Here is a 21,204-nt window from a genome sequence, read left to right as displayed (position 1 = left end):
CCTTGGTTACTCCTTGTTTGGCAGGAAACGTACGAACGCCTCCGCATTGGTCTGCCCGAAGCCGGTCAGGTCGAGCCTACGCCCGGTGGCCTGGTCCTCCAGCGTCACCTGGCCAGTGTGCCACGCCGTGAGCCGGAACGGTATCGCGGATCCGATCTCCTCGCGCTTCCTCTCTCGCACCAGGCTGCGCAGCGTGCCGCGCACGAAGCCGCCCTCACCGGGCTGCAGCACCGCCACCTGCTGCCCGCTGCGCGCTTCCGTGATGACCACGCCGCCATCCGCGCGATCGCTGAAGAACAGATCCCGCTGCGCCAGCGGCACCGGCACAACGCCGTCCCGCGCGCTGGGCAGGAAGGGGGAGGCCAGGACCAGCGCCAGCACGGCCGCGATCATGCTGCCGCAGATCAGCGCCGGGCGCCGCAGGATCGGATGGGTCTCGATGGTCTGCGACATGATCTTTTCCTCAGGCCATGGCTTCCGCCGAACCCGCCTGGCGGGCCGGCGCGGCGCCGGCGATGGCCGGCACGGGCACGGAAGCCGCGGCCGCCAGCGCGCGTGACAGCACCTGCGCCGCCACATCCGCATCCTTCAGCGCCCGCAACATGGGCTCGGGCCGGGTGAGGCGGAAGGGCCGGATATGCGGCCAGAGCGCGAGCCAAGAGACGCGATGCGGCTTGGCAAGGCTGACCACCAGGTCCCCCGTGCCATCCGCATGCTTCGCCACACCCGCGCTCTCGATCAGCACGAAGGGAATGTTGATGGTCATCGGCAGCGCCACGCCGACGCGCATGACGATGCGCCGCGTGGTGATGGTGTACATGGTGGTGCGCGCCGAGAGACCCGCGAAGAACAGCAGCAGCGCCACGGGCACCACGCCGATCACCACCAGCAGCGCAGCCTCGGCCAGCGCCTCCATCCCGCTGGCCCCGCCCGCGGTCAGGTCCGCCCCACGCAGCGCGGCCATCAGCAGGAAGTAGATGGCGACGCCTCGCACGAACAGCGCGCGCCGCGCGATGCCGCGCCATTCGGGCGCGCCCTGCCAGAGGATGCTTTCGCCCTTTGGCAGGGGCCCGGGCAGGCCGGGGATGGGTTCCCCGTCATGCTCGGCGATATCGGGGTGCCGGCTCATACCAGCGCCTCGCTCCGCTCGGGCGTTGCGTAGAAGTGCCCGCCGCCGAAATAGGCCGCGACCTTGTCCTCCTCGAGCAGCGTGATCTGCTCAGGCTGGGCGATCGCCGGCGCCGCGGCGAGCTGGGCTGCGGTGACGGAGATGACACGCACGGTGCCGGCCGAATTGATCGTGGCCAGGAACATAGGCACCAGCACGCGCCGCGCGGCGCCCGTGGCCTCCACCTCCAGGTAGCGCAGGATCATCTCGGAGCGGTCGACCCAGAGGTCCACCACCACGCCGGCGATCTTGCCATCCAGCGTCACCACCGGCTTGCCGCGCGGGTCGGGATCCGTCTCGCCAATGCGAAAGCCGGGGGCGGCGCGCAGCGGGACGATCTTCGGCAGATCGTCATCGAAGGCCAGGTCCGGCACATCGGCCCGTTCGGCATAGGCGGCCGGGCCGATGCCGTCGCGCATCGCATCGCCCGTCGGGATCAGCGGCGCGCCGGGATAGGCATCGGCCGGCACCACGAGGCCGGTGAGGTCCCGCTCGCGCCGCGTCGCCGCATGATGGTCATCGTGCTTCAGCTTGAACACCTTCAGCGGCGGCACGCCGGGAAAGCCCTCGATGGGCACGCGCAGCGGATGATCCGGCCGATCGGAGATCAGCGGATAGCCCTCGCGCTTGCCCTCGCGGTGCAGCCAGAGGCACAGGACGAAGAAGAAGGCGAAGAAGGCGTAGAGCAGCCCCGCCGTCAGATCCATCTGAACGAATTGGTGTGCGCCGGGCATTTGGGCCTCCGCTTCCTGGTGGTCAGATTCGTGCCGCGCCGGCCAGGCCGGCGGTGGCGCGCGATTGAGGGATGCCGCGCTTGCGGACCAGCGGCCCGACCACGGCGAGGGTGACGAAAAGCAGTGCGATCTCGATCAGGTAGATGCTGACATAGCCGGTCGCGGCCTGGGCAAGCCCCTCGCCCAGCGCACCGGATTGCGCGAGGGAGGAGATCACATCCCGCAGCACGCCGCCGAGCGCGATGGCGCCGCCCGCCGCGGTGGCCTGCACCGCGCCCCAGACGCCGAGCGCGAGGCCGGCCTGTTCCGGCGGCGCCGCACCCATGCAGGCGGTCAGCGTGGCATGGCCGAACAGCCCGGCGCCGAAGCCGATCAGCGCCACGCCGATGGCGAAGAGCGCGCCCAGGCCGACGGCGCCCGAGAAGATGATGAGCGTGAAGCCGGCAATGCCGAACAGCCCGCCGAGCGCCGCCACCTGGTGCGGATCCGCGCCCTGCCCCAGTCGCCGCGCCGCGCGCAGGAAGCCCAGCACCGCGCCGCCCGCGAGCAGCGCCGAGAGCGCCGTGGTCGCACCCACGGAGAGCCCGAGGATCTGCCCGCCATAGGGCTCCAGCAGCACATCCTGCATGGCGAAGCCCGCCGTGCCGAGACCCGCGCCGAGCAGCCGACGGTTCCACGGACCCGATTGCCGCAGCGCCCGGAAGGCCTCGAAGAAGCTGGGCTCATGCTCCCCGCTCCGCGCGGTGCGGGATGGGTCCCGCGCCTCCTGCTGCCAGGCGGCGACCAGGTTCAGCACCAGCGTCAGCGCCGCCGCGCCCTGCACCACCTGGATCAGTCGCAGCTGCGAGAAATCCGCCAGCAGCGCGCCGAAGACGAGTGCCGAAAGCACCATGCCGACCAGCTGCATGGCCGAGAGCATCGCGACCACATTCGGCTGCTGGTCGCGCGGCGCGAGGTCGGTGGCCAAGGCGAGGCCCACCGTCTGCACCATATGCATGCCGAAGCCGGTCATCAGGAAGGCGATGGCGGCCGCGAGCTGGCCCGTCCAGGGCTCCGCCCAGGTATCGCCGCCCAGCACCAGCAGGGCGAAAGGCATCATCGCCAGGCCGCCGAACTGGATGATGGTGCCGAGCCAGAGATAAGGCACGCGCCGCCAGCCGAGCACGGATTTGTAGGTATCCGACTTGAAGCCGATCAGCGCGCGCAGCGGTGCGAAGACCAGCGGCAGGGCCACCATCGTCGCGACCAGCCAGGCAGGCACCTTCAGCTCCACGATCATCACGCGATTCAGCGTGCCGACCAGCAGCACCGCCGCCATGCCGCAGGAGATCTGGAACAGCGACAGCCGCAGCAGCCGCGCCATCGGCAGGCGCTCGGAGGTGGCGCTGGCGAAGGGCAGCAGATGCGGCCCCACGCCCTGCCACATCCGGATGATCCTGCCGGGGCGCTTCATCGCCGCACGAGCTCCAGCGCCTGGGAGGTATAGAAGCCGCTCGCCACGCGGTGTGTCCGCACCGGATGCCAGCCGGCCATCGCCGGATCGCCCGTGACCAGCCGCCGCAGCCGGGCCTCCGCCACCGGCACGATGGCGGGCGAGCGATCGCCGCGCGGCACCAGGCGGCCCACCGTCAGGAAGGCCATCAGGAAGGCGCTGCGGGGGGCGAAGGTGAAGAGAATGCTGCGATCGGTGCGCGCCGCAAGCCCCGCCAGTGCGCGTAGCACATCGGCAGGCTTGTAATGGATCAGGCAATCCATGCCGACCACATGGTCGAACTGGCCGAAGGCCGGGTCGAGCATGTCGCCGACATGGAAGCTGACGGAGCCCGCGCCATGCCGTCCCGCCGCCCGGTCCTGCGCCAGCGCGATCAGCGTGGGCGAGATATCCACCGCCACCACCTCCGCCCCGCGCCGCGCCGCCTCCACGGCCAGCGCACCGGTGCCGCAGCCGGCATCCAGCACGCGCTTGCCGCGCAGATCCGGCGGCAGCCAGGACAGCAGCTTCGCCCGCATGGCATCCCTCCCGGCCCGCACCGTGGCGCGGATGCCGCTGACCGGCGCATCCGAGGTCAGGCGTTCCCAGGCCTGGGCGGCGGTGCGGTCGAAATAGGTCTCGAGTTCGCCGCGGCGGGTAGCGTAGCTGGCAGTGGGCATCAGTCGTACCCCAGCAGGTCGAAGATTTCCCGGTCCTTCAGCGGCGTCGCATCCAGCGGCGTGACGCCGGCAAGCAGGCCCGCGGCCAGGCGCAGATACTCGTTGCAGACCGCCTCGACCTCCGATGACTGCTCCATGTCGAAGAGCGTCGCCTTCTTCAGCCGCGAACGGCGGATCACGTCGAGATCCGGCAGATGCGCCAGCATCTTCATGCCCGTCGCATCATTGTACTTCTGGATCTGGTCGGTGTCCTTCGAGCGGTTGACGATGACGCCGCCCAGCCGCACGCCGTAATTCGCCGACTTCGCCTTGATGGCCGCGACGATCCGGTTCATGGCGAAAATGCTATCGAAGTCGTTGGCGGCGACGATCACGCCGCGATCGGCATGCAGCAGGGGGGCCGCGAAGCCGCCGCAGACCACGTCGCCCAGCACGTCGAAGATGACGATGTCGGTGTCTTCCAGCAGGTGATGCTCCTTCAGCAGCTTCACCGTCTGGCCCACCACATAGCCGCCGCAGCCGGTGCCGGCCGGCGGGCCGCCGGCCTCCACGCACATCACGCCGTGGCGGCCTTCCACCACGAAATCCTCGGCGCGCAACTCCTCCGAATGGAAGCCCACGCCATCCAGCACATCGATCACCGTCGGGATCATGCGGCCGGTCAGGGTGAAGGTGCTGTCGTGCTTCGGGTCGCAGCCGATCTGCAGCACGCGCTTCCCGAGCTTGGCGAAGGCGACGGACAGGTTGGAGGAGGTCGTGCTCTTGCCGATGCCGCCCTTGCCATAGACGGCAAAAACCTTGGCGCCGTCGATCTTCAGCGGGTCGTGCATATGCACCTGCACGCTGCCATCGCCATCGCCGATCAGGCGCTCATCCGGCCGCGGTCGCACGATCACGGTCATGCCGCCATCTCCTCGGTGATGCCTTCGAGCCGGTCTTCCAATTCCTCGCCGGCGCGTCGCAGCGCGGCCAGGGTTTCGGCATCCGGCTGCCAGTAGCTGCGCTCCTGCGCCTCGATCAGCCGGTTGGCGATCTTGGCGGAAGCGGTGGGATTCAGTGCCGCGAGGCGCGCGCGCATGGCGGGGTCGAGCATGTAGGTCTCGGCCAGGTTCTGGTAGATCCAGGGCGCCACCTGCCCGGTCGTCGCCGACCAGCCCATGGTATTGGTCACCTGCGCCTCGATCTGCCGTACGCCCTCGTAGCCATGCGCCAGCAGAGGTTCGAACCACTTGGGGTTCAGCGCCCGCGTCCGCGTCTCCAATGCCACCTGTTCCGCGACGCTGCGGATGGTGCCCTCGCCGCGGGTCTGGTCGCCGACATAGACCGACGCCTCCTGCCCCCCGCGAGCGCGGCGCACCGCGCGGCTCATGCCGCCTAGGGTATCGAAGTACTGGTCGATGGAGGTAAGGCCGACCTCGATGCTGTCGAGATTCTGGTAGGTGACATCGACCGAGCCCAGCAGCTGCGTCAGCACCTGGTCCTGCCGCGCCGCCTTGCCGTCGACGCCATAGGCAAAGCCCTTGCGCTTCATATAGGCCTCGGCGAGTTCGTCCTCATCCGTCCAGAGCCCGGCATCCAGGATCTGGTTCACATTGGTGCCATAGGCCCCGTCGGCATTGCCGAAAACCCGCAGCGCCGCCTGCGCCATCTCCCCGCCATGCTGCGCCAGATGCGCCAGCGCATGCTTGCGGATGTAGTTCTGCTCGATCGGCTCCTCGGCGCTGGCCGCCAGCAGCGCGGCCTCGGCCAGCAGCTTCGTCTGCAGCGGCAGCAGGTCCCGGAAGATGCCGGAGAGGGTGACCATCACGTCGATGCGCGGGCGGCCGAGCTGCTCCAGCGGTATCAGCTGCGCGCCGGTCAGGCGGCCGTAGCTGTCATGCCGCGGTTCCGCGCCCATCAGCCACAGCGCCTGGGCGATGGGGCCGCCCTCGGTCTTCAGGTTGTCGGTGCCCCACAGCACGATGGCCACCGTCTCCGGCAGGCCCTTGCCATCCGCCGCATGCCGCGCCAGCAGCCGGTCCGCCTGCCGGGCGCCGTCGCGCACCGCGAAGGCAGAGGGAATCTTGAAGGGGTCGAAGCCATGCAGGTTACGGCCCGTGGGCAGCACATCCGTATTGCGCAAGAGGTCGCCACCCGGCGCGGGGCGGGTATAGCCGCCATCCAGCGCATGCAGGATCGCCGGCAGCTCGTGCTCTGTCGCCAGCAGCGCATCGAGGCGCGCGATCTCCGCGGTATCGGTCACCCCGGCGGCGTCCAGCATCTCCTTCCGCTGCGCCGCATCCGGCACCTCGCCGACCACATGCAGGCCGTGCGGAATCAGCGTGTATTCCAGCTCCAGCAGCTGGCTTCTCAAATCCTGGATCACGCCGGGTGTTTCGGCCGCATTCCAGGCCGGCTCCGCTGCTGCGAGATCGACGGCCGCGGCCTGCGCCTGCACCAGCTCGGCCAGCGCGCTGCGCACGGCGGCATCGCAATCCGGCTCCAGCGCGCGCCAGCGGTCCAAGGTCGCCTTGAGGTCGAGCAGACCGCGATAGAGACCGGCGCTGGCCACTGGCGGCGTCAGGTAACTGATGAGCGACGCCCCGGCACGCCGCTTGGCCAGCATCCCCTCGGAGGGGTTGTTCGAGGCATACAGGTAGAGATTCGGCAGGTCGCCGATCAGCCGGTCCGGCCAGCATTCGGCGGAAAGCCCCGCCTGCTTGCCCGGCATGAATTCCAGCGCGCCGTGGGTGCCGAAATGCAGCACGGCATGGGCGCCGAAATCCTCGCGGATCCAGCGATAGAAGGCGCTGAAGGCATGGGTGGGCGCGAAGCCGCGCTCGAAGAGCAGCCGCATCGGGTCGCCCTCATAGCCGAAGCCGGGCTGCACGCCGATGAAGACGTTCCCGAACTGCGCGCCGAGGACGAAGATGCTGGCGCCATCGGATTGCGCGCGGCCGGGCGCCGGCCCCCAGGCGCGCTCGATCTCCGCCAGGTGGCGCTCGCGCCGCACATGGTCATCCGCCGGGATGCGCGCCGCGACATTCGCCACCGCGCCGAACTGCTGGGCATTGCCGTTGATGATGGCCTCGCGCAGCGCGTCCACGCTGGCCGGCATCGCCACCGTGTAGCCCGCCTGCTGCATCGCCCACAGCGTGTTGAACAGCGACTGGAAGACGGAGAGATAGGCCGCCGTGCCCGTATTGCCGGCATTCGGCGGGAAATTGAAGATCACCGCGGCCACGCGCCGTTCGGCGCGGGCGGTGCGTCGCAACGCGACAAGCCGCGCGACGCGGTCTGCCAGCGTCTCCGCGCGTTCCGTGTAGCAGACCATGTCGCGGCTGCCGGGCGCGCCATCCGGCGCATCGCCGCTGCGGCCGCCATAGGTCATCGGCAGGATGCCGCCATCCAGCTCCGGAATCGCCACCATCATGGTGGCTTCCACCGGCAGCAGCCCGCGCGGATCCGCCTCCCACTGCCGCCGGGTCTGGAACTCCAGCGGATGGGCGGAGACATAGGGCACGTCGAGCTTCGCGAGAGTTTCCTCCGCCGCGCGCGCATCGTTGTAGGCGGGGCCGCCGACGAGCGAGAAGCCGGTGAGGGAGACCACCGCATCCACGCTGGTCACGCCGTCACGCTGGAAGAAGGCCTCGATGGCCGGGCGGTTGTCGAGGCCGCTGGCAAAGGCCGGCACCACGTTCAGCCCGCGCCGCTCCAGCGCCGCGATCACGCCGTCATAATGCGCGGCATTCCCCGCCAGCACATAGGACCGCATGATCAGCAGCCCGACCGTGCCCCTGGTGCCACGCGCCGGCAGCTGCGCGACGCGGTCCGTCACCTGCCCCGGAATGCGCGGGTGGTAGAGGCCGACTTCCGGATATTCGACCGGCGGCGCCACCTTCAGCGTGCCGACAAGCCCGGCGCGCGGTCCGGCCGCATAGCGGTTCACCAGAAGACGCACCAGGTTGGCGAGATTCGCCTGGCTGCCCGCCAGCCAGTATTGCAGCGCGAGGAAATAGACCCGCACATCCTGCGCCGTGCCGGGGATGAAGCGCAGAAGCTTCGGCAATTCCCGCAGCATCTTCATCTGGCCGCGGCCGGAAGAGGCGGCGCCCTTCTTGCTGCCGCGCAGGCGCTTCAGCAGGCCCATCACGCCACGCGCCTCGGCGCCCATGTCGAAGCGGCCGAGGCGGGTCAGCTTCATCACCTCCCCGGCCGAGAGGCAGCAGACCATCGCATCGCAGGCCGCGCGCCGCGCCCGCAGCGCCGGCAGCACCAGGTTTATATGGTCCTCCAGGAACAGCATGGTGGCGATGACGATGTCGCCGCGCGCGATATCGGCGATGCAATCGGCCAGCGCGGCCGCATCCGTTCCCCATTCGTCGGCGGCATGCACCGCCAGTTCCAGCCCCGGGATTTCCTGCCGCAGCACGTCGCGCGCCTGCATCATGGCGCCGGCCAGGTGGCTGTCCATGGTGACCACGACGATCCGCATCGTGGTCGCGGCACGCCAGTTCATACCCTCAGGCATAAGGCCCTCCGGTCCGGCGGCGAGAGAGATATCTCACCGCGAAAAATGCGCCTTCGCGTCGTAGAGCGTCTCGATCGTGATGGTCCCGATGCCACGTTCCTGCGCGAAGCGTTCGGTATTGCGCCGGGCCTTGCCGCGGACGAAGAAGGGAATCTTCTTCAACTCCTTCTCGGCATCGGGGACCCAGGCGAGCAAAGGGGCGCCCGCGGCGGAGTGGGGAGTCTCCGCCGCGGGCACGGGCATGGGCTGCGCGGCGGGCGCGGCCTCTTTGCCCGACTGTGACGGCGTGCCCATTTGGGCGCCATAGCCAAGATGGCTGGGCTGCACGCCGTCGTTGAACTCGAAATCCTCGCGGAACATCCCGAGAAGATGTTCCTCCAGCCCCATCATCAGGGGATGCACCCAGGTGTCGAACAGCACGTTCGCACCCTCGATCCCCATCTGCGGCGAATGCCGCGCCGGGAAATCCTGCACATGCACGGGCGCGGAGATGACCGCGCAAGGCACGCCGAGGCGCTTGGCCACATGGCGTTCCATCTGCGTGCCCAGCACCAGCTCCGGCTGCAGCGCCGTGATCTGCGCTTCCACCTCGAGGTAGTCGTCGGTGACCAGCGGCTCCACGCCGTAGAGTGCGGCTGCGGAGCGGATCTCGCGGCCGAATTCGCGCGAATAGCTGCCGAGGCCGACGACGGTGAAGCCGAGTTCCTGCTGCGCCACGCGCGCCGCGGCGATGGCATGCGTCGCATCGCCGAAGATGAAGACGCGCTTGCCGGTCAGATAGGTGCTGTCGACGGAGCGCGAGTACCAGGGCAGCCGCAGCGTACCCTCGGCGGTCGTCGCCGGCACGCCGGCCAGTTTTGCGACCTCCTGCACGAAATCCCGCGTGGCACCGACACCGATCGGGATCACCGTGGTGCAGGGCTGCCCAAAACTGCGGCGCAGCCAGGCGGCGGCCTGGCCGGCGATCTCGGGGTAGAGCACCACGTTGAAATCGGCCTCGCCGAGCGTGGCGAGATCCGCCGGCGTCGCGCCCATCGGCGCGATCACATGCGTCTCGATGCCGAGCGCGGCCAGCAGCCGCTCCACCTCCGGCACGTCGTCGCGATGGCGGAAGCCAAGCGCGGTGGGGCCGAGGATATTGCAGCGGGGCGTGGCGTTCTTCGTGCGCTGCGTGCCGGGCGGCGGCACGTGCGGCCCGGCGCAGGCGCGCACCAGCTGGTAGAAGGTCTCCGACGCGCCCCAATTCTCCTTGCGCTGATAGGCGGGCAGTTCCAGCGGCACGACGGGAATCGGCAGGCCCAGCGTCTTGGCCAGGCCACCGGGATCGTCCTGGATCAGCTCCGCCGTGCAGCTCGCGCCCACCAGCATCGCCTGCGGCCGGAAGCGTTCGTAGGCATCCAGCACGGATTCGCGAAACAGATTGGCGGTATCGCCGCCGAGGTCGCGCGCCTGGAAGGTGGTGTAGGTGACCGGGGGGCGCTTGGCGCGGCGCTCGATCATGGTGAAGAGCAGGTCGGCATAGGTATCGCCCTGCGGCGCGTGCAGCACGTAGTGCACGCCCTCCATCGCCGTCGCCACGCGCATCGCGCCGATATGGGGAGGGCCTTCATAGGTCCAGAGGGCGAGTTGCATGGCGCTACACCGTCAGCTTGGCGTGGCGCAGCAGCGGCCGCGCGAAGAGTTCGGCGAGATCCGCCGCCTGGTCGTAGCCCTGGATCGGCGTGAAGACGAGCTCAATCGACCACTTGGTCGTCAGCCCCTCCGCCTCCAGCGGATTCGCGAGACCCAGCCCGCAGACCGTGAGATCCGGCCGCAGCGCGCGGCAGCGGTCGAGCTGCCGCTCGACATGCTGGCCCTCGGAAAGCGTCGCCGTATCGGGCAGCAGCGCCAGCTCCTCCGCCAGGTGCTGGCGATGCAAATAGGGCGTGCCAACCTCCGTCAACCGCATGCCGAGCTCGCGCGACAGGAAGCGCGCCAGCGGGATCTCGAGCTGGCTGTCGGGAAAGAAGAAGATGCTCTTGCCAGCGAGCCTTTGGCGAATCCGCGCCACCGCGGCACTGGCCCGCGACGCGGCGGCGCCGGTGGCGACCTCGATGCGCGCAGGCGATGCGCCCCAGACTTCGGCGGCTGCCGTCAGCCAGGCCGTCGTGCCTTCGACTCCAAGCGGGAAGGGTGCGGCGATCCGAGTCGCGCCGCGCGCTTCGAGCGCCCGCGCCGTGTCATTGAGGAAGGGCTGCGCGAGAAGGTAGCGCGTGCCTGGCCCCACCGCCGGCAATTCTGCCGCGCGACGCGAAGGCAGGAAGCGCACCGGACCCACACCAAGCGCCGCAAAAATCCGCAGGAACTGGTCTTCCACGACTTCGGCGAGCGCGCCCACCACCAGCAGGGACCGCGCGGCGCCGGGCTCGGCCGGCATCTCGGGCACCAGGGCCGCGAGGCAGGCATCCTCGCCTTGTGTAAAAGTGGTCTCGATGCCGCTGCCGGAATAGTTCAGCACGCGGACCTGCGGCAGGAAGCGCTGCGACAGGCGCTGCGCGGCGCGGGAGAGATCGAGCTTGATGACCTCGCTGGGGCAGGAGCCGACGAGGAAGAGCATGCGGATGTCCGGCCGCCGCTCCAGCAGCCGCGTCACCACGCGGTCCAGCTCCGCATTGCAATCGGCAAGGCCCGCCAGGTCACGCTCATCGATGATCGCGGTGGCGAAGCGCGGCTCGGCAAAGATCATCACGCCGGCGGCGGATTGCAGCAGATGCGCGCAGGTGCGGCTGCCGACGACGAGGAAGAAGGCGTCCTGGATCTTGCGATGCAGCCAGACGATGCCGGTCAGCCCGCAGAAGACCTCACGCTGGCCGCGCTCCCGCAGCACGGGCGCATCGGCGCAACCAGGCTGGGGAAGGGCGGCCGCGGCGCTCATGCCGCGATGCCGCCCGCATCGGCGCGGGCCTCATCCATCCGTGCCGCGCGGAGCTTCAGCACGAACTGCGCCGCGTTGACCAGATAGGCGGCATAGGCGGCGAGTGCCAGCAGCATCTGGCCCTGGCCATCGCCGAAGCCGGTGAAGACGGCCAGCAGATAGGCGCTGTGCAGCGCCAGCACGAGCATGCTGAAGACGTCTTCCCAGAAGAAGGCGGGGGCGAAGAGCCAGCGGCCGAAGACCACCTTCTCCCAGACGCAACCGGTCACCATGATGGTGTAGAGCAGCGCGGTCTTCACCACGACGGAGGCGGTGGCGGTGGCCAGGCCATTGCCGGTCGCAAGAAAATTCAGCACCAGGCCGAGGCTGACAAGGAAGACCGCGAACTGGATCGGCGCCAGCACCCCCTGCACCAGGGTCCAGGGCGTGCTGTCCCGCCGGCTGCGCTCCTCGGGCGTATAGAGAGGGCGGCGACGCTGCTGCGCCTCCCGGTTGTGGCGGGCCGCGCGGCCCGATGTGGCCCCCCAGGGAGAGGCGTCCAGAGCGTCAAGCAATCCGGACAAACCGTTCGTTGTAAGCATGACTTGACAACCCTCCGTCAAAGGCGGTCCGCTGTCCCGCTCAGGCTGCCGTGGCCCCTGGCCGGTCGCCTGCGTTGGGGGAGTTCAGAAAGAAAACCGCGCTCGCAGGCCGCATCGGCCTCTTTTCTGCGCATCGTTTTCTCTCCCCACACCGTGCTTGTTCAGGGAGGCTAAAGGCCTGGCGTCGGTAGTGTCAAGCATGATTGACGTAAATCACGGTTGACACGGACCGCCGTCGGCACTCAACTAGAACGACCGGAGGGGGCGATGTCCGCGAAGCCAATGATGGCAGCACAACACACGGCGGAGATCGCCGGCCAGGTACAGGAGGCAGGGCATGGCCCGCGCCCCGGCCATGGCCACGAGAGCCCCGGCAACGCGGACCGCGCGGATCGCCGCGCCCCGCCGGCCAGCCCTCGCGCACCTCCCCTGGCCAAGGCCAGGCCCGCCAGCGCGGAGCGCCGACGCGTTGCGCTGCTGGCCCGGACGCTTGAGACCGAGGTGATCCCGCGCCTCGTCCTGTCGCGGCGTGAGGCCACCAGCCCCGCCTATATCGACAGCCCCGGCACCAGCATGCCGCGTTCCGAGGATATCTCGGTGGTCGCCGGCCTGGCCATGCAGGGCGACCTCGGCGGCGCGCTCGCCTATGTCGGCGGCCTGACCGCCCGCGGCATGCCGCTCGACCGCATCTACCTCTATCTGCTGGCCCCGGTGGCCCGGCGTCTCGGCGAGATGTGGGAACAGGACCGCTGCGACTTCACGGCGGTGACCATCGGCCTGTGCTGCCTGCAGCAGGTGGTGCTGGAGAACAGCCCCGCCTTCCAGCCGCGACTCGGCCGGGCGGCCGTGGATCGCCGGGTGCTGCTGGCCCCGGTGCCGGGTGAACAGCACAGCTTCGGCCTGCTGATGGTGGGCGAGTTCTTTCGCCGCCAGGGCTGGGAAGTGGCTTCCGGCACCGGCACCACGGTGAAGGAGCTGGCGGCGGTGGTGCGGAGGCAGTGGTTCGCGGCGGTCGGCTTCTCGCTGGCCTGCGAGGATCGGCTGGAGGTGCTGGCCACCGCCATTCGCGAAGTGCGGCGTGCCTCGCGCAATCCACAGATCGGGGTGCTCGTCGGCGGACGGGTGTTCATCGATCGGCCGGAGCTGGCCGCGCTGGTCGGCGCGGATGCCACGGCGGCCGATGGCCAGCAGGCGGCCTTGAAGGCCGAAACGCTGCTGGCGCTGCTGGTGCGGGAGGCGTAGTCGGGGCGCGCCCCGGCGGAATTGAATGACTGGCTTAAGGCGATCAGGAGGCTCGGCTGGGGAGGGGACCCTTGGGATGAAGGACGCAGCTTTTCGTGAAATCGTTCGCTACCCCCAGGACGTCGCTCGGCCCACTGGATGCGGATGCCGCAGCAGGGTTGATAGCGGCCGCCGCGGATATCGCCCTCGTGCTTGACGAGGCCGGCATCATCCGTGACCTCGCCTTCAGCAATGAGGAGCTGTCGCGCGAATTCGACGGCCCGGAAGGCTGGCTCGGCCGGTCCTGGATCGACACGGTGGCGAAGGACAGCCGCCCCAAGATCGAGGCCATGCTCGCCCCCCATCCCGCCAAGGATGCGGTGCGCTGGCGGCATGTGAACCAGATCTCGGCCCGCGGCGCCTCCATCCCCCTGCTCTGTTCCGTGGCCCCGCTCGGCATCGCCGGCCGGCACGTGGTCTTCGGCCGCGACCTGCGGCCGCTGTCGCAGCTGCAGCAGCGCATGGTCGAAGTGCAGCAATCCATGGAGCGGGACTATTCCCGCCTGCGCCAGGCGGAGACCCGCTACCGGCTGCTGTTCCAGATGTCGATGGATCCGGTGCTGATCCTGGATGCCGAGCAGCAGCGGATCATGGAGGCCAATCCCGCCGCGCAGCGCCTGTTCGGCCGCAATGCCCGCCGCATGCCCGGCCGCACGCTGAACGAGCTCTTCGAGCCCGAGGACCGCGCCGCGGTGCAGGCGCTGCTGGCCAATGTGCGCAGCGCCGGGCGCGCGGATGACGTCACCGCCCATCTGGCCGAGGGTGGCGAGCCCGTGCTGGTCTCCGCCTCCACCTTCCGGCAGGAAGGGGGGCTGCTGTTCCTGGTGCGGCTTTCCGTGCCGAACCAGGCGGGCACCGCGCTGCCGGAGGCGCAGCCCAAGCTGCTGAAGGTGGTGGAGGTCGCCCCCGACGGCTTCGTGGTGACCGATGCCAGCGCCCATCTTCTGACGGCGAACGCCGCCTTCCTCGACATGGCGCAGCTGACCAGCGAGGAGCAGGTGCGCGGCGAACCGCTGGACCGCTGGATCGGCCGCCAGGGCGTGGAGCTCGAGGTGCTGCTGTCGAACCTGCGCAACCGCGGCGCGGTCCGCCTCTATGCCACCACGCTGCATGGCGCCCTCGGCGGCCAGGTGGAGGTGGAGATCTCCGCCGTCTCCGTGATGAATGGCGGCCAGTCCTGCTTCGGCTTCCAGATCCGCGACATCGGCGCGCGGTCCCGCCCCGCGGTGCGCGCCGCCGAAGGCGCCACCCGCTCCGTGGAACAGCTCACCGAACTCATCGGCCGCGTGCCGCTGAAGGACCTGGTGCGGGAGGCGACCGATGCCATCGAACGCCTGTGCATCGAGGCGGCGCTGGAGCTCACCGGTGACAACCGCGCCTCGGCCGCCGAGATGCTCGGGCTGAGCCGGCAGAGCTTGTACGTGAAACTGCGGCGCTATGGCCTCGGTGATCTCGATGACCAGCAGGGCTGAGGCATGACCCATCCGGCGACCAGCATCGACCTTCCCGCACCGCGGCTGCAGCCGGCGGCCGTGCTGGAGCTGTTGAAGCCGGTCACCTGGTTTCCGCCGATGTGGGCCTTCGGCTGCGGCGTCGCGGCCTCCGGCTCCAATGTGCTGGAGAATTTTCCCCTCATCGCGCTCGGCGTCCTGCTCACGGGCCCCATGGTCTGCGGCATGAGCCAGGCGGTGAATGACTGGTTCGATCGCCACGTGGACGCGATCAACGAGCCGAACCGGCCGATTCCCTCGGGCCGCATTCCCGGGATGTGGGGCCTTTACGTCGCCATCCTCTGGACGCTGGCCTCGCTGGCCATCGGCGCGGCGCTCGGCCCCTGGGGCTTTGCTGCCACGGTGCTGGCGGTGGTGATGGCCTGGATCTATTCGGCGCCGCCGCTGCGGCTGAAGCAGAATGGCTGGTGGGGCAACCTCGCCTGCGGCCTGTCCTACGAAACGCTGCCCTGGGTCACGGCGGTGGCGGTGCTGGCCGCCGGCGCGCCGGATGCGCGGGTGGTGGCGGTGGCGGTGCTCTATGGCCTCGGCGCGCATGGCATCATGACGCTGAACGACTTCAAGTCGATCGAGGGCGACACGCGCTTCGGCCTGCGCTCCCTGCCCGTCATCCTGGGCGCGCCGCGCGCCGCCCGCGTGGCCTGCCTGTTCATGGCGGTGCCGCAGGCGGTTGTGGTGGCGTTGCTGGCGTGGTGGGAGGCGCCGATCGCGGCGCTGCTGGTCGCGGCCTCGCTGCTGGCGCAGCTCGCCTTGATGCGGAAGCTGCTGCGCGATCCGCGCGGCCTGGCGCCCTGGTACAATGGCACGGGCATCACCCTCTATGTCGCAGGCATGATGGCCAGCGCCGTGGCGCTCGCCCCATGAACGGCGCCCTTCCCCCCCTCGGCTGGCTTGGCATCGTGCGGCTCGGCCTGGTCCAGACGGCGCTCGGCGCCGTGGTGGTGCTGACCACGGCCGCGCTGAACCGGGTGATGGTGGTGGAACACGCCCTGCCCGCCACCCTGCCCGGCCTGCTGGTGGCGCTGCATTACGCGGTGCAGATGCTGCGGCCACGGCTCGGCCATGGTTCGGACCAGGGCGGGCGGCGCACGCCCTGGATCATCGGCGGCATGGCGGTGCTGGGCGCGGGTGGCGTGCTGGCGGCGGTGGCGACGGCGTGGATGGGCACGGCGCTGATCCCCGGCATTGCGCTGGCGGTGGTCGCCTTCCTGCTGGTGGGCATCGGCGTCGGCGCGGCCGGCACCTCGCTGCTGGTGCTGCTCGCCGCGCGTGTCGCGCCGGCGCGGCGGCCGGCGGCGGCCTCGCTGGTCTGGATCATGATGATCGCGGGCTTCGTGCTGACCACGGCGATCGCCGGCCGGCTGCTCGATCCCTATGAGGGGTCGCGGCTGATCGCCGTCTCGGCCGGGGTTTCCGTCCTCGCCTTCCTGCTGGCCCTGGCCGCCGTGGCGGGCATCGAGGGCCCGCGCCAGGCGGCCCCCGCGGCCAGCGCGCGCTCTGGCTTCGGCCCGGCCCTGAAGGAAGTCTGGGCGGAGCCGGTGGCGCGGCACTTCACCATCTTCGTCTTCGTCTCGATGCTGGCCTATAGCGCCCAGGACCTGATCCTGGAGCCTTTCGCCGGCACCGTCTTCGGCATGTCGCTGGGCGAGACCACGCGGCTGTCCTCGCTCCAGCATGGCGGCGTGCTGGCGGGGATGATCCTGGCGGCCATCATCGGCAGCCTCGCCGGGGGCCGGGTGCCGGTGCTGCGCGGCTGCATCCTGGCCGGCTGCTGCCTGGCCTTTGCGCTGCTGGTGGCGCTGGCCGGCGCCGGCATGGCGGGCGCCGACTTCCCGCTGCGCGAAAGCTTCTTCGTCCTCGGCCTGGCCAATGGCGCCTTCGCCGCCGCGGCCATCGCCGCGATGATGCAACTCGTCTCCCAGGGGGTGGAGGGGCGGCAGGGCGTGCGGATGGGGATGTTCGGCGCGGCGCAGGCCATCGCCTTCGGCGCTGGCGGCCTGGCCGGCACGGTGGTGCTGGATCTCGGCCGGCTGCTGACCGGCAGCGCGGCCGGTGGCTACGTCACGGTTTTCCTGGCCGATGCGGGGCTCTTCCTCGTCGCGGCGATGCTGGCGATGCGCATCGGGCGCGCGCCAGGGCAGAGGGCCAGCGCGGGCCACGTCCCGCCGCTGATGGGGGGGCAAAGGGCATGAGCCAGGGCATGGAGGAATTCGACGTCGTCGTCGTCGGCGGCGGCCCGGCGGGCGCCACCGCGGCGCATGACCTGGCGCGGCAGGGCCGCAGCGTGCTGCTGCTGGACAAGGCGGGGCGCATCAAGCCCTGCGGCGGCGCCATTCCGCCCCGGCTGATCCGCGACTTCGACATCCCGGCGCATCTGCTGGTGGCGCGCGTCAATGCCGCGCGGATGATCGCCCCCTCGGACCGCGAGGTCGACATGCCGATCGATGGCGGCTTCGTCGGCATGGTGGAGCGCGAATCCTTCGACGAATTCCTCCGAGTTCGCGCCGCCGAATCCGGCGCCACGCGGCGCACCGGAAGCTTCGAGCGGATCGAGCATGACGCGGATGGCGTGGCCGTCGTCGTCTATATGCCGAAGGACTCCTTCGACGAAGGGCGCGTCCGCGCCCGCTGCGTCATCGGCGCCGATGGCGCGCGCAGCGCGGTCGCCAAGCAGTCGGTGAAGGGCGCGGAGAAGATCCCCTGCGTCTTCGCCTATCACGAGATCGTCGCGGCGCCGACGGATGAAGCGCCGAAATACGATGCGAAGCGCTGCGACGTCTTCTACCAGGGCAAGCTCTCGCCGGATTTCTACGCCTGGATCTTCCCGCATGGCGACAAGGTCTCGATCGGCACCGGCTCGGCGCAGAAGGGCTTTTCCCTGCGCGGCTCGGTGGGGGAGCTGCGGGCCTCGACCGGGCTCGACAAGGTGCGCACCATCCGGCGCGAGGGCGCGCCGATTCCGCTGAAGCCGCTGAAGCGCTGGGACAATGGGCGGGACGTGGTGCTGGCGGGCGATGCCGCGGGCGTCGTCGCACCCTCCTCCGGCGAGGGCATCTACTACGCCATGCTGTGTGGCCGCCTGGCCGCCGATGCGGCCGCCGAGTTCTGCGCCACCGGCCGCGCATCGGCGCTGGCAACCGCCCGAAAGCGTTTCATGAAGGCGCATGGCCGCGTCTTCCTGATCCTCGGGATCATGCAGTATTTCTGGTATTCCTCGGACAAGCGCCGCGAGAAGTTCGTCGCGATCTGCCAGGACAAGGACGTCCAGCGCCTGACCTGGGAGGCCTATATGAACAAGGAACTCGTCCGGCGGGATCCTTTGACGCACATCAAGATATTCTTCAAGGACATGGCGCATCTTCTGGGCCTCGCGGGGCCACGCCTGGACCGGACCGCCTCGACCTCGCGTGGAGACGCCTGAGCATGCTGCTGAACGCAAACGACTCCACCGCCGCCGAGGCGCTGCGCCGGCGGGGCGCCATCCATGGCCATTCGCCGCAGCACCGCCAGTCCACCCGGACCCTGCCGCTGAAGGTGGGCACCCGGGGCTCGCCGCTGGCGCTGTGGCAGACGCGGCACTTCCTCGGCCTCATCACCAAGGTCTGCCCGCTGCTGCGGGAGGTGAAGGCCTTCGAGGAATGCGTCATCGCCACCTCCGGCGACAAGGTGCAGGACAAGCGGCTGGCCGATATCGGCGGCAAGGGCCTCTTCGCCAAGGAAATCCATGAGGCGCTGCTGGACGGGCGGATCGATTTCGCCGTGCACAGCATGAAGGACCTGGAGACGGAGCTGCCGCCCGGCATCGTGCTGGCCTGCGCCCTGCAGCGGGAGGATTCGCGCGACGCCATCGTGCTCGGGCCCAGCTGCCCCGGCGCGGCATCCGAGGATCCCTATGCCTGCCTGCCGCAGGGCGCGCTGATCGGCACCGCCTCCATCCGCCGGCAGAGCCAGCTGCTGCATGCCCGGCCGGACCTGCGGGTGGAGATCATCCGCGGCAATGTGCAGATGCGCCTGGCCAAGGTGCGGGCCGAGGGCGGGCCGCAGGCCTCGCTGCTGGCCATCGCCGGCCTCAAGCGCATGGAAATGGCGCATGAGGCCGCCGTGGTGCTGGATGCGGAAACAATGGTCCCGGCCGCCTGCCAGGGCATCGTCGGCGTCACCGTCCGGGCCGATGACGTGGAGCTGCGCGAGCTGCTTTCCGCCATCGAGGATCGCAACGCGGCCTGCGTCTCCGCCGCGGAACGCGCCCTGCTGGGCTCGCTCGACGGGTCCTGCCGCACGCCGATCGGCGGCCATGCGCAATTCCGGCCGGATGGTTCGCTGCAGCTGACGGGCCTAGTGGCCCGCGCCGATGGCTCCTTCCTGCTGAAGCGCAAGCTCTGGGGCGCGCCGGCCGATGCCGCGGCGATGGGCCGTGAGCTGGGCGAGAGCCTGCGCCGCGACAGCCCGGCCGATATCTTCGGCTGAGGAGGGATCGGGGGCTTCGGCCCCCGTCACGCTCCGAAACTTGTAAATGCGAATGATTCGCATCATCTAGGTCGGACCCTGCCGCAGGACGACCATGCCCGAAGCCCCCTTCCCCGCCCCCGAGGCGCCCGCCAACCAGGTGGTGCGCGCCCTGCTGGCCCGCGCCTCCGTCCCGCCCCGTCAGCTGCACGACCCCGCGCCGGATGCGGCGGCGCTGTCCCAGGCGGTGGCCGCCGCCACCTGCGCGCCGGACCATGGCGGGCTGCGGCCCTGGCGCTTCCTCGGCATCCAGGGCGAGGCCCGCGCCGCGCTGGGCGAGATGCTGGCCCAGTCGCTGCTGACGCGCGACCCCGCGACGCCGGAGGCGCGGCTGGACCTCGAACGCGCCAAGCCGCTGCGCGCGCCCCTGGTGGTCGCTGCCGGCGCCGCCATCCGGGCGCATCCGAAGATCCCCGCCTGGGAACAGGAAGCCACCGCCGCCGCCGGCATCATGAACTTCCTCAATGCCCTGGATGCGATGGGCTTCGGCTGCTGCTGGCTCTCCTCCCCGGCCTTGCAGGACCCGGCCGTCAAGGCGGCGCTGGGCTTTTCCGAAACGGACCGGCTGCTGGGCTGGATCTATATCGGCACGCCGGAGGCCGAGCGCCCCCGCCCGCAGCGCCCGGCGCCCGGGGGCTTCTGGCGGGACTGGCAGCCGGCATGACCGACCCGGCCCGCTGCATCCCCATCCTCGCCTCGCTCGACCTGGCCGAGACCCTGGCCTTCTACCGCGACCAGCTCGGCTTCACCGGGGAGACCTATGGCGACTATGCCATCGCCCGGCGGCAGGCGATGGAGCTGCATTTCTGGCTCTGCAAGGACCGCATCCATCCGGAACACACCGCCTGCTATATCCGCGGCGGCCAGGTGCCGGCGCTGCATGCGGAATTCGCCGCCCGCGGCGTCCCGGGCCTGTCCGACTTCGCGCTGCGGCCCTGGAACATGCACGAATTCCACCTGCACGACCCGCACGGCAACCTGCTGCGCTTCGGCTGCACGGAGGTCTGATCAGGCCTCCGTCAGCCGCCCGAGCCCTGGCGCCAGTTCCGGGAATCGCTCGGCGGCGGTGTCGAAGAGCAGCGCGCCGATGCGCAGATAGCCCCAGCCGGTGAAATGCACCCCATCCTCCGCCCGAAAAACCCGGGTCGCGGTCTGCACCGGCACGCTCGGCAGGTAGCGGCCATCGGCATCGCTGGTGGCGTCCCAGGTATCCACCCATTGCGCCCCGGCCGATGCGGCCGCGGCCTGCTGGATGGCATTCAGCTGCCGCGCCGCGCCGGCGAATTGCGGCTCCCGCATATTCGGCAGGCCGAGCCAGAGCACGCGCGCGCCGGCATGCACGGCATGGCCGGTCATCTCCACCACCCGCCGGGCATAATGCTCGGCATAGCCGGGCGTGCCGAAGCGGTGCCGCACCCGCTCCTCCCGCACCACCAGGGGCCGAAAATCATTGGCGCCGATCCAGAAGACCACCAGCTGCGGCTCATGCAGCGCCACCAGATCCCGCGTCACGCTGCTCCAGTCATGCTCATCCGTGCGGGTCACGCCGGTGGCGTGCAGCGTGCCGTTGATGAGGCGCGGCGTCGGCCGGCGGCGCAGCACGGGGCTGAGCGAGAGGAACAACCCCTGGGCGAGCGAATCCCCCAGGAACAGCAGGTTCAGCCGCTCCGGCGCCGAGGCCGCGCCCTCCGCCCCCCGCGCCCGCCCGGCCGGGGCGAGAAGGCCGGCCGCGGCCGCGCAAAGAAGGCTCCGCCTGGTCGAAAACCCATGCCAGCGACCTGACCGCATCCAAGGCACTCCGCAGAGACGGGGATTTCGGCCAGACTAGCAGCGCGCGATGAACAGGAT

General features: G+C 70.0%; 19 protein-coding genes. 8 read left to right on the top strand and 11 right to left on the bottom strand.

The features are described from left to right. Positions 1-6: 6 nt before the first annotated feature. The 10 genes from puhC to bchF are packed head-to-tail and all read right to left on the bottom strand — an operon-like array spanning position 7 to position 12,031. Positions 7-453 carry a photosynthetic complex assembly protein PuhC gene (puhC, locus tag ACTIF1_RS06305; protein ID WP_439595533.1) on the bottom strand — a complete coding sequence of 149 codons (447 nt, stop codon included), beginning with the start codon at positions 451-453 and terminating at the stop codon, positions 7-9. A gap of 10 nt (positions 454-463) precedes the next feature. After that, positions 464-1,129 carry a photosynthetic complex putative assembly protein PuhB gene (puhB, locus tag ACTIF1_RS06300; protein ID WP_439595532.1) on the bottom strand — a complete coding sequence of 222 codons (666 nt, stop codon included), beginning with the start codon at positions 1,127-1,129 and terminating at the stop codon, positions 464-466. Then, on the bottom strand, positions 1,126-1,875 hold the full coding sequence (gene puhA, locus ACTIF1_RS06295) for a photosynthetic reaction center subunit H (RefSeq protein ID WP_439595531.1): 750 nt from the start codon (positions 1,873-1,875) through the stop codon (positions 1,126-1,128). The genes puhB and puhA overlap by 4 nt, the downstream gene beginning before the upstream one ends. A gap of 49 nt (positions 1,876-1,924) precedes the next feature. After that, positions 1,925-3,355: a BCD family MFS transporter gene (locus ACTIF1_RS06290; RefSeq protein ID WP_439595530.1), complete on the bottom strand. Its 1,431-nt coding sequence runs from the start codon at positions 3,353-3,355 to the stop codon at positions 1,925-1,927. Beyond that, positions 3,352-4,053, bottom strand: a complete 702-nt coding sequence (bchM, locus tag ACTIF1_RS06285; protein WP_439595529.1) for a magnesium protoporphyrin IX methyltransferase — start codon at positions 4,051-4,053, stop codon at positions 3,352-3,354. The genes ACTIF1_RS06290 and bchM overlap by 4 nt, the downstream gene beginning before the upstream one ends. After that, entirely contained in the window at positions 4,053-4,955 is a 903-nt protein-coding gene (bchL, locus tag ACTIF1_RS06280) for a ferredoxin:protochlorophyllide reductase (ATP-dependent) iron-sulfur ATP-binding protein (protein ID WP_439595528.1), read from the bottom strand. Before bchL ends, bchM begins: the two co-directional genes overlap by 1 nt. Next, positions 4,952-8,551 carry a magnesium chelatase subunit H gene (locus ACTIF1_RS06275; RefSeq protein WP_439595527.1) on the bottom strand — a complete coding sequence of 1,200 codons (3,600 nt, stop codon included), beginning with the start codon at positions 8,549-8,551 and terminating at the stop codon, positions 4,952-4,954. The genes bchL and ACTIF1_RS06275 overlap by 4 nt, the downstream gene beginning before the upstream one ends. 45 nt (positions 8,552-8,596) lie before the next feature. After that, a complete protein-coding gene (bchB, locus tag ACTIF1_RS06270) occupies positions 8,597-10,195 on the bottom strand; it encodes a ferredoxin:protochlorophyllide reductase (ATP-dependent) subunit B (protein ID WP_439595526.1) in 1,599 nt (532 codons plus the stop codon). Positions 10,196-10,199: 4 nt separating this feature from the next. Further along, entirely contained in the window at positions 10,200-11,477 is a 1,278-nt protein-coding gene (locus ACTIF1_RS06265; RefSeq protein ID WP_439595525.1) for a ferredoxin:protochlorophyllide reductase (ATP-dependent) subunit N, read from the bottom strand. Next, complete coding sequence (gene bchF / locus ACTIF1_RS06260) at positions 11,474-12,031, bottom strand: 2-vinyl bacteriochlorophyllide hydratase (protein ID WP_439595524.1); 558 nt, start codon at positions 12,029-12,031, stop codon at positions 11,474-11,476. The genes ACTIF1_RS06265 and bchF overlap by 4 nt, the downstream gene beginning before the upstream one ends. A gap of 294 nt (positions 12,032-12,325) precedes the next feature. Between bchF and ACTIF1_RS06255 the strand changes: the two genes are divergently transcribed. The 8 genes from ACTIF1_RS06255 (at position 12,326) to ACTIF1_RS06220 (ending at position 20,364) form a co-directional block, all read left to right on the top strand. Continuing rightward, on the top strand, positions 12,326-13,300 hold the full coding sequence (locus ACTIF1_RS06255; protein WP_439595523.1) for a cobalamin B12-binding domain-containing protein: 975 nt from the start codon (positions 12,326-12,328) through the stop codon (positions 13,298-13,300). 95 nt (positions 13,301-13,395) lie between these two features. After that, on the top strand, positions 13,396-14,811 hold the full coding sequence (ppsR, locus tag ACTIF1_RS06250; protein WP_439595522.1) for a transcriptional regulator PpsR: 1,416 nt from the start codon (positions 13,396-13,398) through the stop codon (positions 14,809-14,811). A 3-nt stretch (positions 14,812-14,814) separates the two neighbouring features. After that, positions 14,815-15,714, top strand: a complete 900-nt coding sequence (gene chlG, locus ACTIF1_RS06245) for a chlorophyll synthase ChlG (protein WP_439595521.1) — start codon at positions 14,815-14,817, stop codon at positions 15,712-15,714. Next, entirely contained in the window at positions 15,711-17,042 is a 1,332-nt protein-coding gene (locus ACTIF1_RS06240) for a BCD family MFS transporter (protein ID WP_439595520.1), read from the top strand. Before chlG ends, ACTIF1_RS06240 begins: the two co-directional genes overlap by 4 nt. Then, positions 17,039-18,271: a geranylgeranyl diphosphate reductase gene (locus ACTIF1_RS06235; RefSeq protein WP_439595519.1), complete on the top strand. Its 1,233-nt coding sequence runs from the start codon at positions 17,039-17,041 to the stop codon at positions 18,269-18,271. The genes ACTIF1_RS06240 and ACTIF1_RS06235 overlap by 4 nt, the downstream gene beginning before the upstream one ends. Positions 18,272-18,273: 2 nt before the next feature. Further along, positions 18,274-19,317 (top strand): hydroxymethylbilane synthase, encoded by a 1,044-nt coding sequence (gene hemC / locus ACTIF1_RS06230; protein WP_439595518.1) that lies wholly within the window; start codon positions 18,274-18,276, stop codon positions 19,315-19,317. A 94-nt stretch (positions 19,318-19,411) separates the two neighbouring features. Then, positions 19,412-20,020 carry a nitroreductase family protein gene (locus tag ACTIF1_RS06225; protein ID WP_439595517.1) on the top strand — a complete coding sequence of 203 codons (609 nt, stop codon included), beginning with the start codon at positions 19,412-19,414 and terminating at the stop codon, positions 20,018-20,020. Then, complete coding sequence (locus ACTIF1_RS06220; RefSeq protein WP_439595516.1) at positions 20,017-20,364, top strand: bleomycin resistance protein; 348 nt, start codon at positions 20,017-20,019, stop codon at positions 20,362-20,364. The genes ACTIF1_RS06225 and ACTIF1_RS06220 overlap by 4 nt, the downstream gene beginning before the upstream one ends. On the opposite strand, the gene ACTIF1_RS06215 is transcribed toward ACTIF1_RS06220, so the two are convergent. Then, positions 20,365-21,144 (bottom strand): DUF459 domain-containing protein, encoded by a 780-nt coding sequence (locus ACTIF1_RS06215; RefSeq protein ID WP_439595515.1) that lies wholly within the window; start codon positions 21,142-21,144, stop codon positions 20,365-20,367. Positions 21,145-21,204 lie beyond the last annotated feature (60 nt).

The sequence above is a fragment of the Falsiroseomonas sp. genome (assembly GCF_051860665.1).
Lineage (GTDB): Bacteria > Pseudomonadota > Alphaproteobacteria > Acetobacterales > Acetobacteraceae > Falsiroseomonas.
The sequence above is the reverse complement of the archived record's forward strand: the minus strand, read 5'-3'. Positions and strand labels throughout refer to the sequence as shown.

What these genes read in the sequence shown, in the direction of transcription:
- puhC (WP_439595533.1), bottom strand. Translation starts at nt 453, where the DNA reads ATGTCGCAGACCATCGAGACCCATCCGATCCTGCGGCGCCCGGCGCTG.
- puhB (WP_439595532.1), bottom strand. Translation starts at nt 1,129, where the DNA reads ATGAGCCGGCACCCCGATATCGCCGAGCATGACGGGGAACCCATCCCC.
- puhA (WP_439595531.1), bottom strand. Translation starts at nt 1,875, where the DNA reads ATGGATCTGACGGCGGGGCTGCTCTACGCCTTCTTCGCCTTCTTCTTC.
- ACTIF1_RS06290 (WP_439595530.1), bottom strand. Translation starts at nt 3,355, where the DNA reads ATGAAGCGCCCCGGCAGGATCATCCGGATGTGGCAGGGCGTGGGGCCG.
- bchM (WP_439595529.1), bottom strand. Translation starts at nt 4,053, where the DNA reads ATGCCCACTGCCAGCTACGCTACCCGCCGCGGCGAACTCGAGACCTAT.
- bchL (WP_439595528.1), bottom strand. Translation starts at nt 4,955, where the DNA reads ATGACCGTGATCGTGCGACCGCGGCCGGATGAGCGCCTGATCGGCGAT.
- ACTIF1_RS06275 (WP_439595527.1), bottom strand. Translation starts at nt 8,551, where the DNA reads ATGAACTGGCGTGCCGCGACCACGATGCGGATCGTCGTGGTCACCATG.
- bchB (WP_439595526.1), bottom strand. Translation starts at nt 10,195, where the DNA reads ATGCAACTCGCCCTCTGGACCTATGAAGGCCCTCCCCATATCGGCGCG.
- ACTIF1_RS06265 (WP_439595525.1), bottom strand. Translation starts at nt 11,477, where the DNA reads ATGAGCGCCGCGGCCGCCCTTCCCCAGCCTGGTTGCGCCGATGCGCCC.
- ACTIF1_RS06255 (WP_439595523.1), top strand. Translation starts at nt 12,326, where the DNA reads ATGTCCGCGAAGCCAATGATGGCAGCACAACACACGGCGGAGATCGCC.
- chlG (WP_439595521.1), top strand. Translation starts at nt 14,815, where the DNA reads ATGACCCATCCGGCGACCAGCATCGACCTTCCCGCACCGCGGCTGCAG.
- ACTIF1_RS06240 (WP_439595520.1), top strand. Translation starts at nt 15,711, where the DNA reads ATGAACGGCGCCCTTCCCCCCCTCGGCTGGCTTGGCATCGTGCGGCTC.
- ACTIF1_RS06235 (WP_439595519.1), top strand. Translation starts at nt 17,039, where the DNA reads ATGAGCCAGGGCATGGAGGAATTCGACGTCGTCGTCGTCGGCGGCGGC.
- hemC (WP_439595518.1), top strand. Translation starts at nt 18,274, where the DNA reads ATGCTGCTGAACGCAAACGACTCCACCGCCGCCGAGGCGCTGCGCCGG.
- ACTIF1_RS06225 (WP_439595517.1), top strand. Translation starts at nt 19,412, where the DNA reads ATGCCCGAAGCCCCCTTCCCCGCCCCCGAGGCGCCCGCCAACCAGGTG.
- ACTIF1_RS06220 (WP_439595516.1), top strand. Translation starts at nt 20,017, where the DNA reads ATGACCGACCCGGCCCGCTGCATCCCCATCCTCGCCTCGCTCGACCTG.
- ACTIF1_RS06215 (WP_439595515.1), bottom strand. Translation starts at nt 21,144, where the DNA reads ATGCGGTCAGGTCGCTGGCATGGGTTTTCGACCAGGCGGAGCCTTCTT.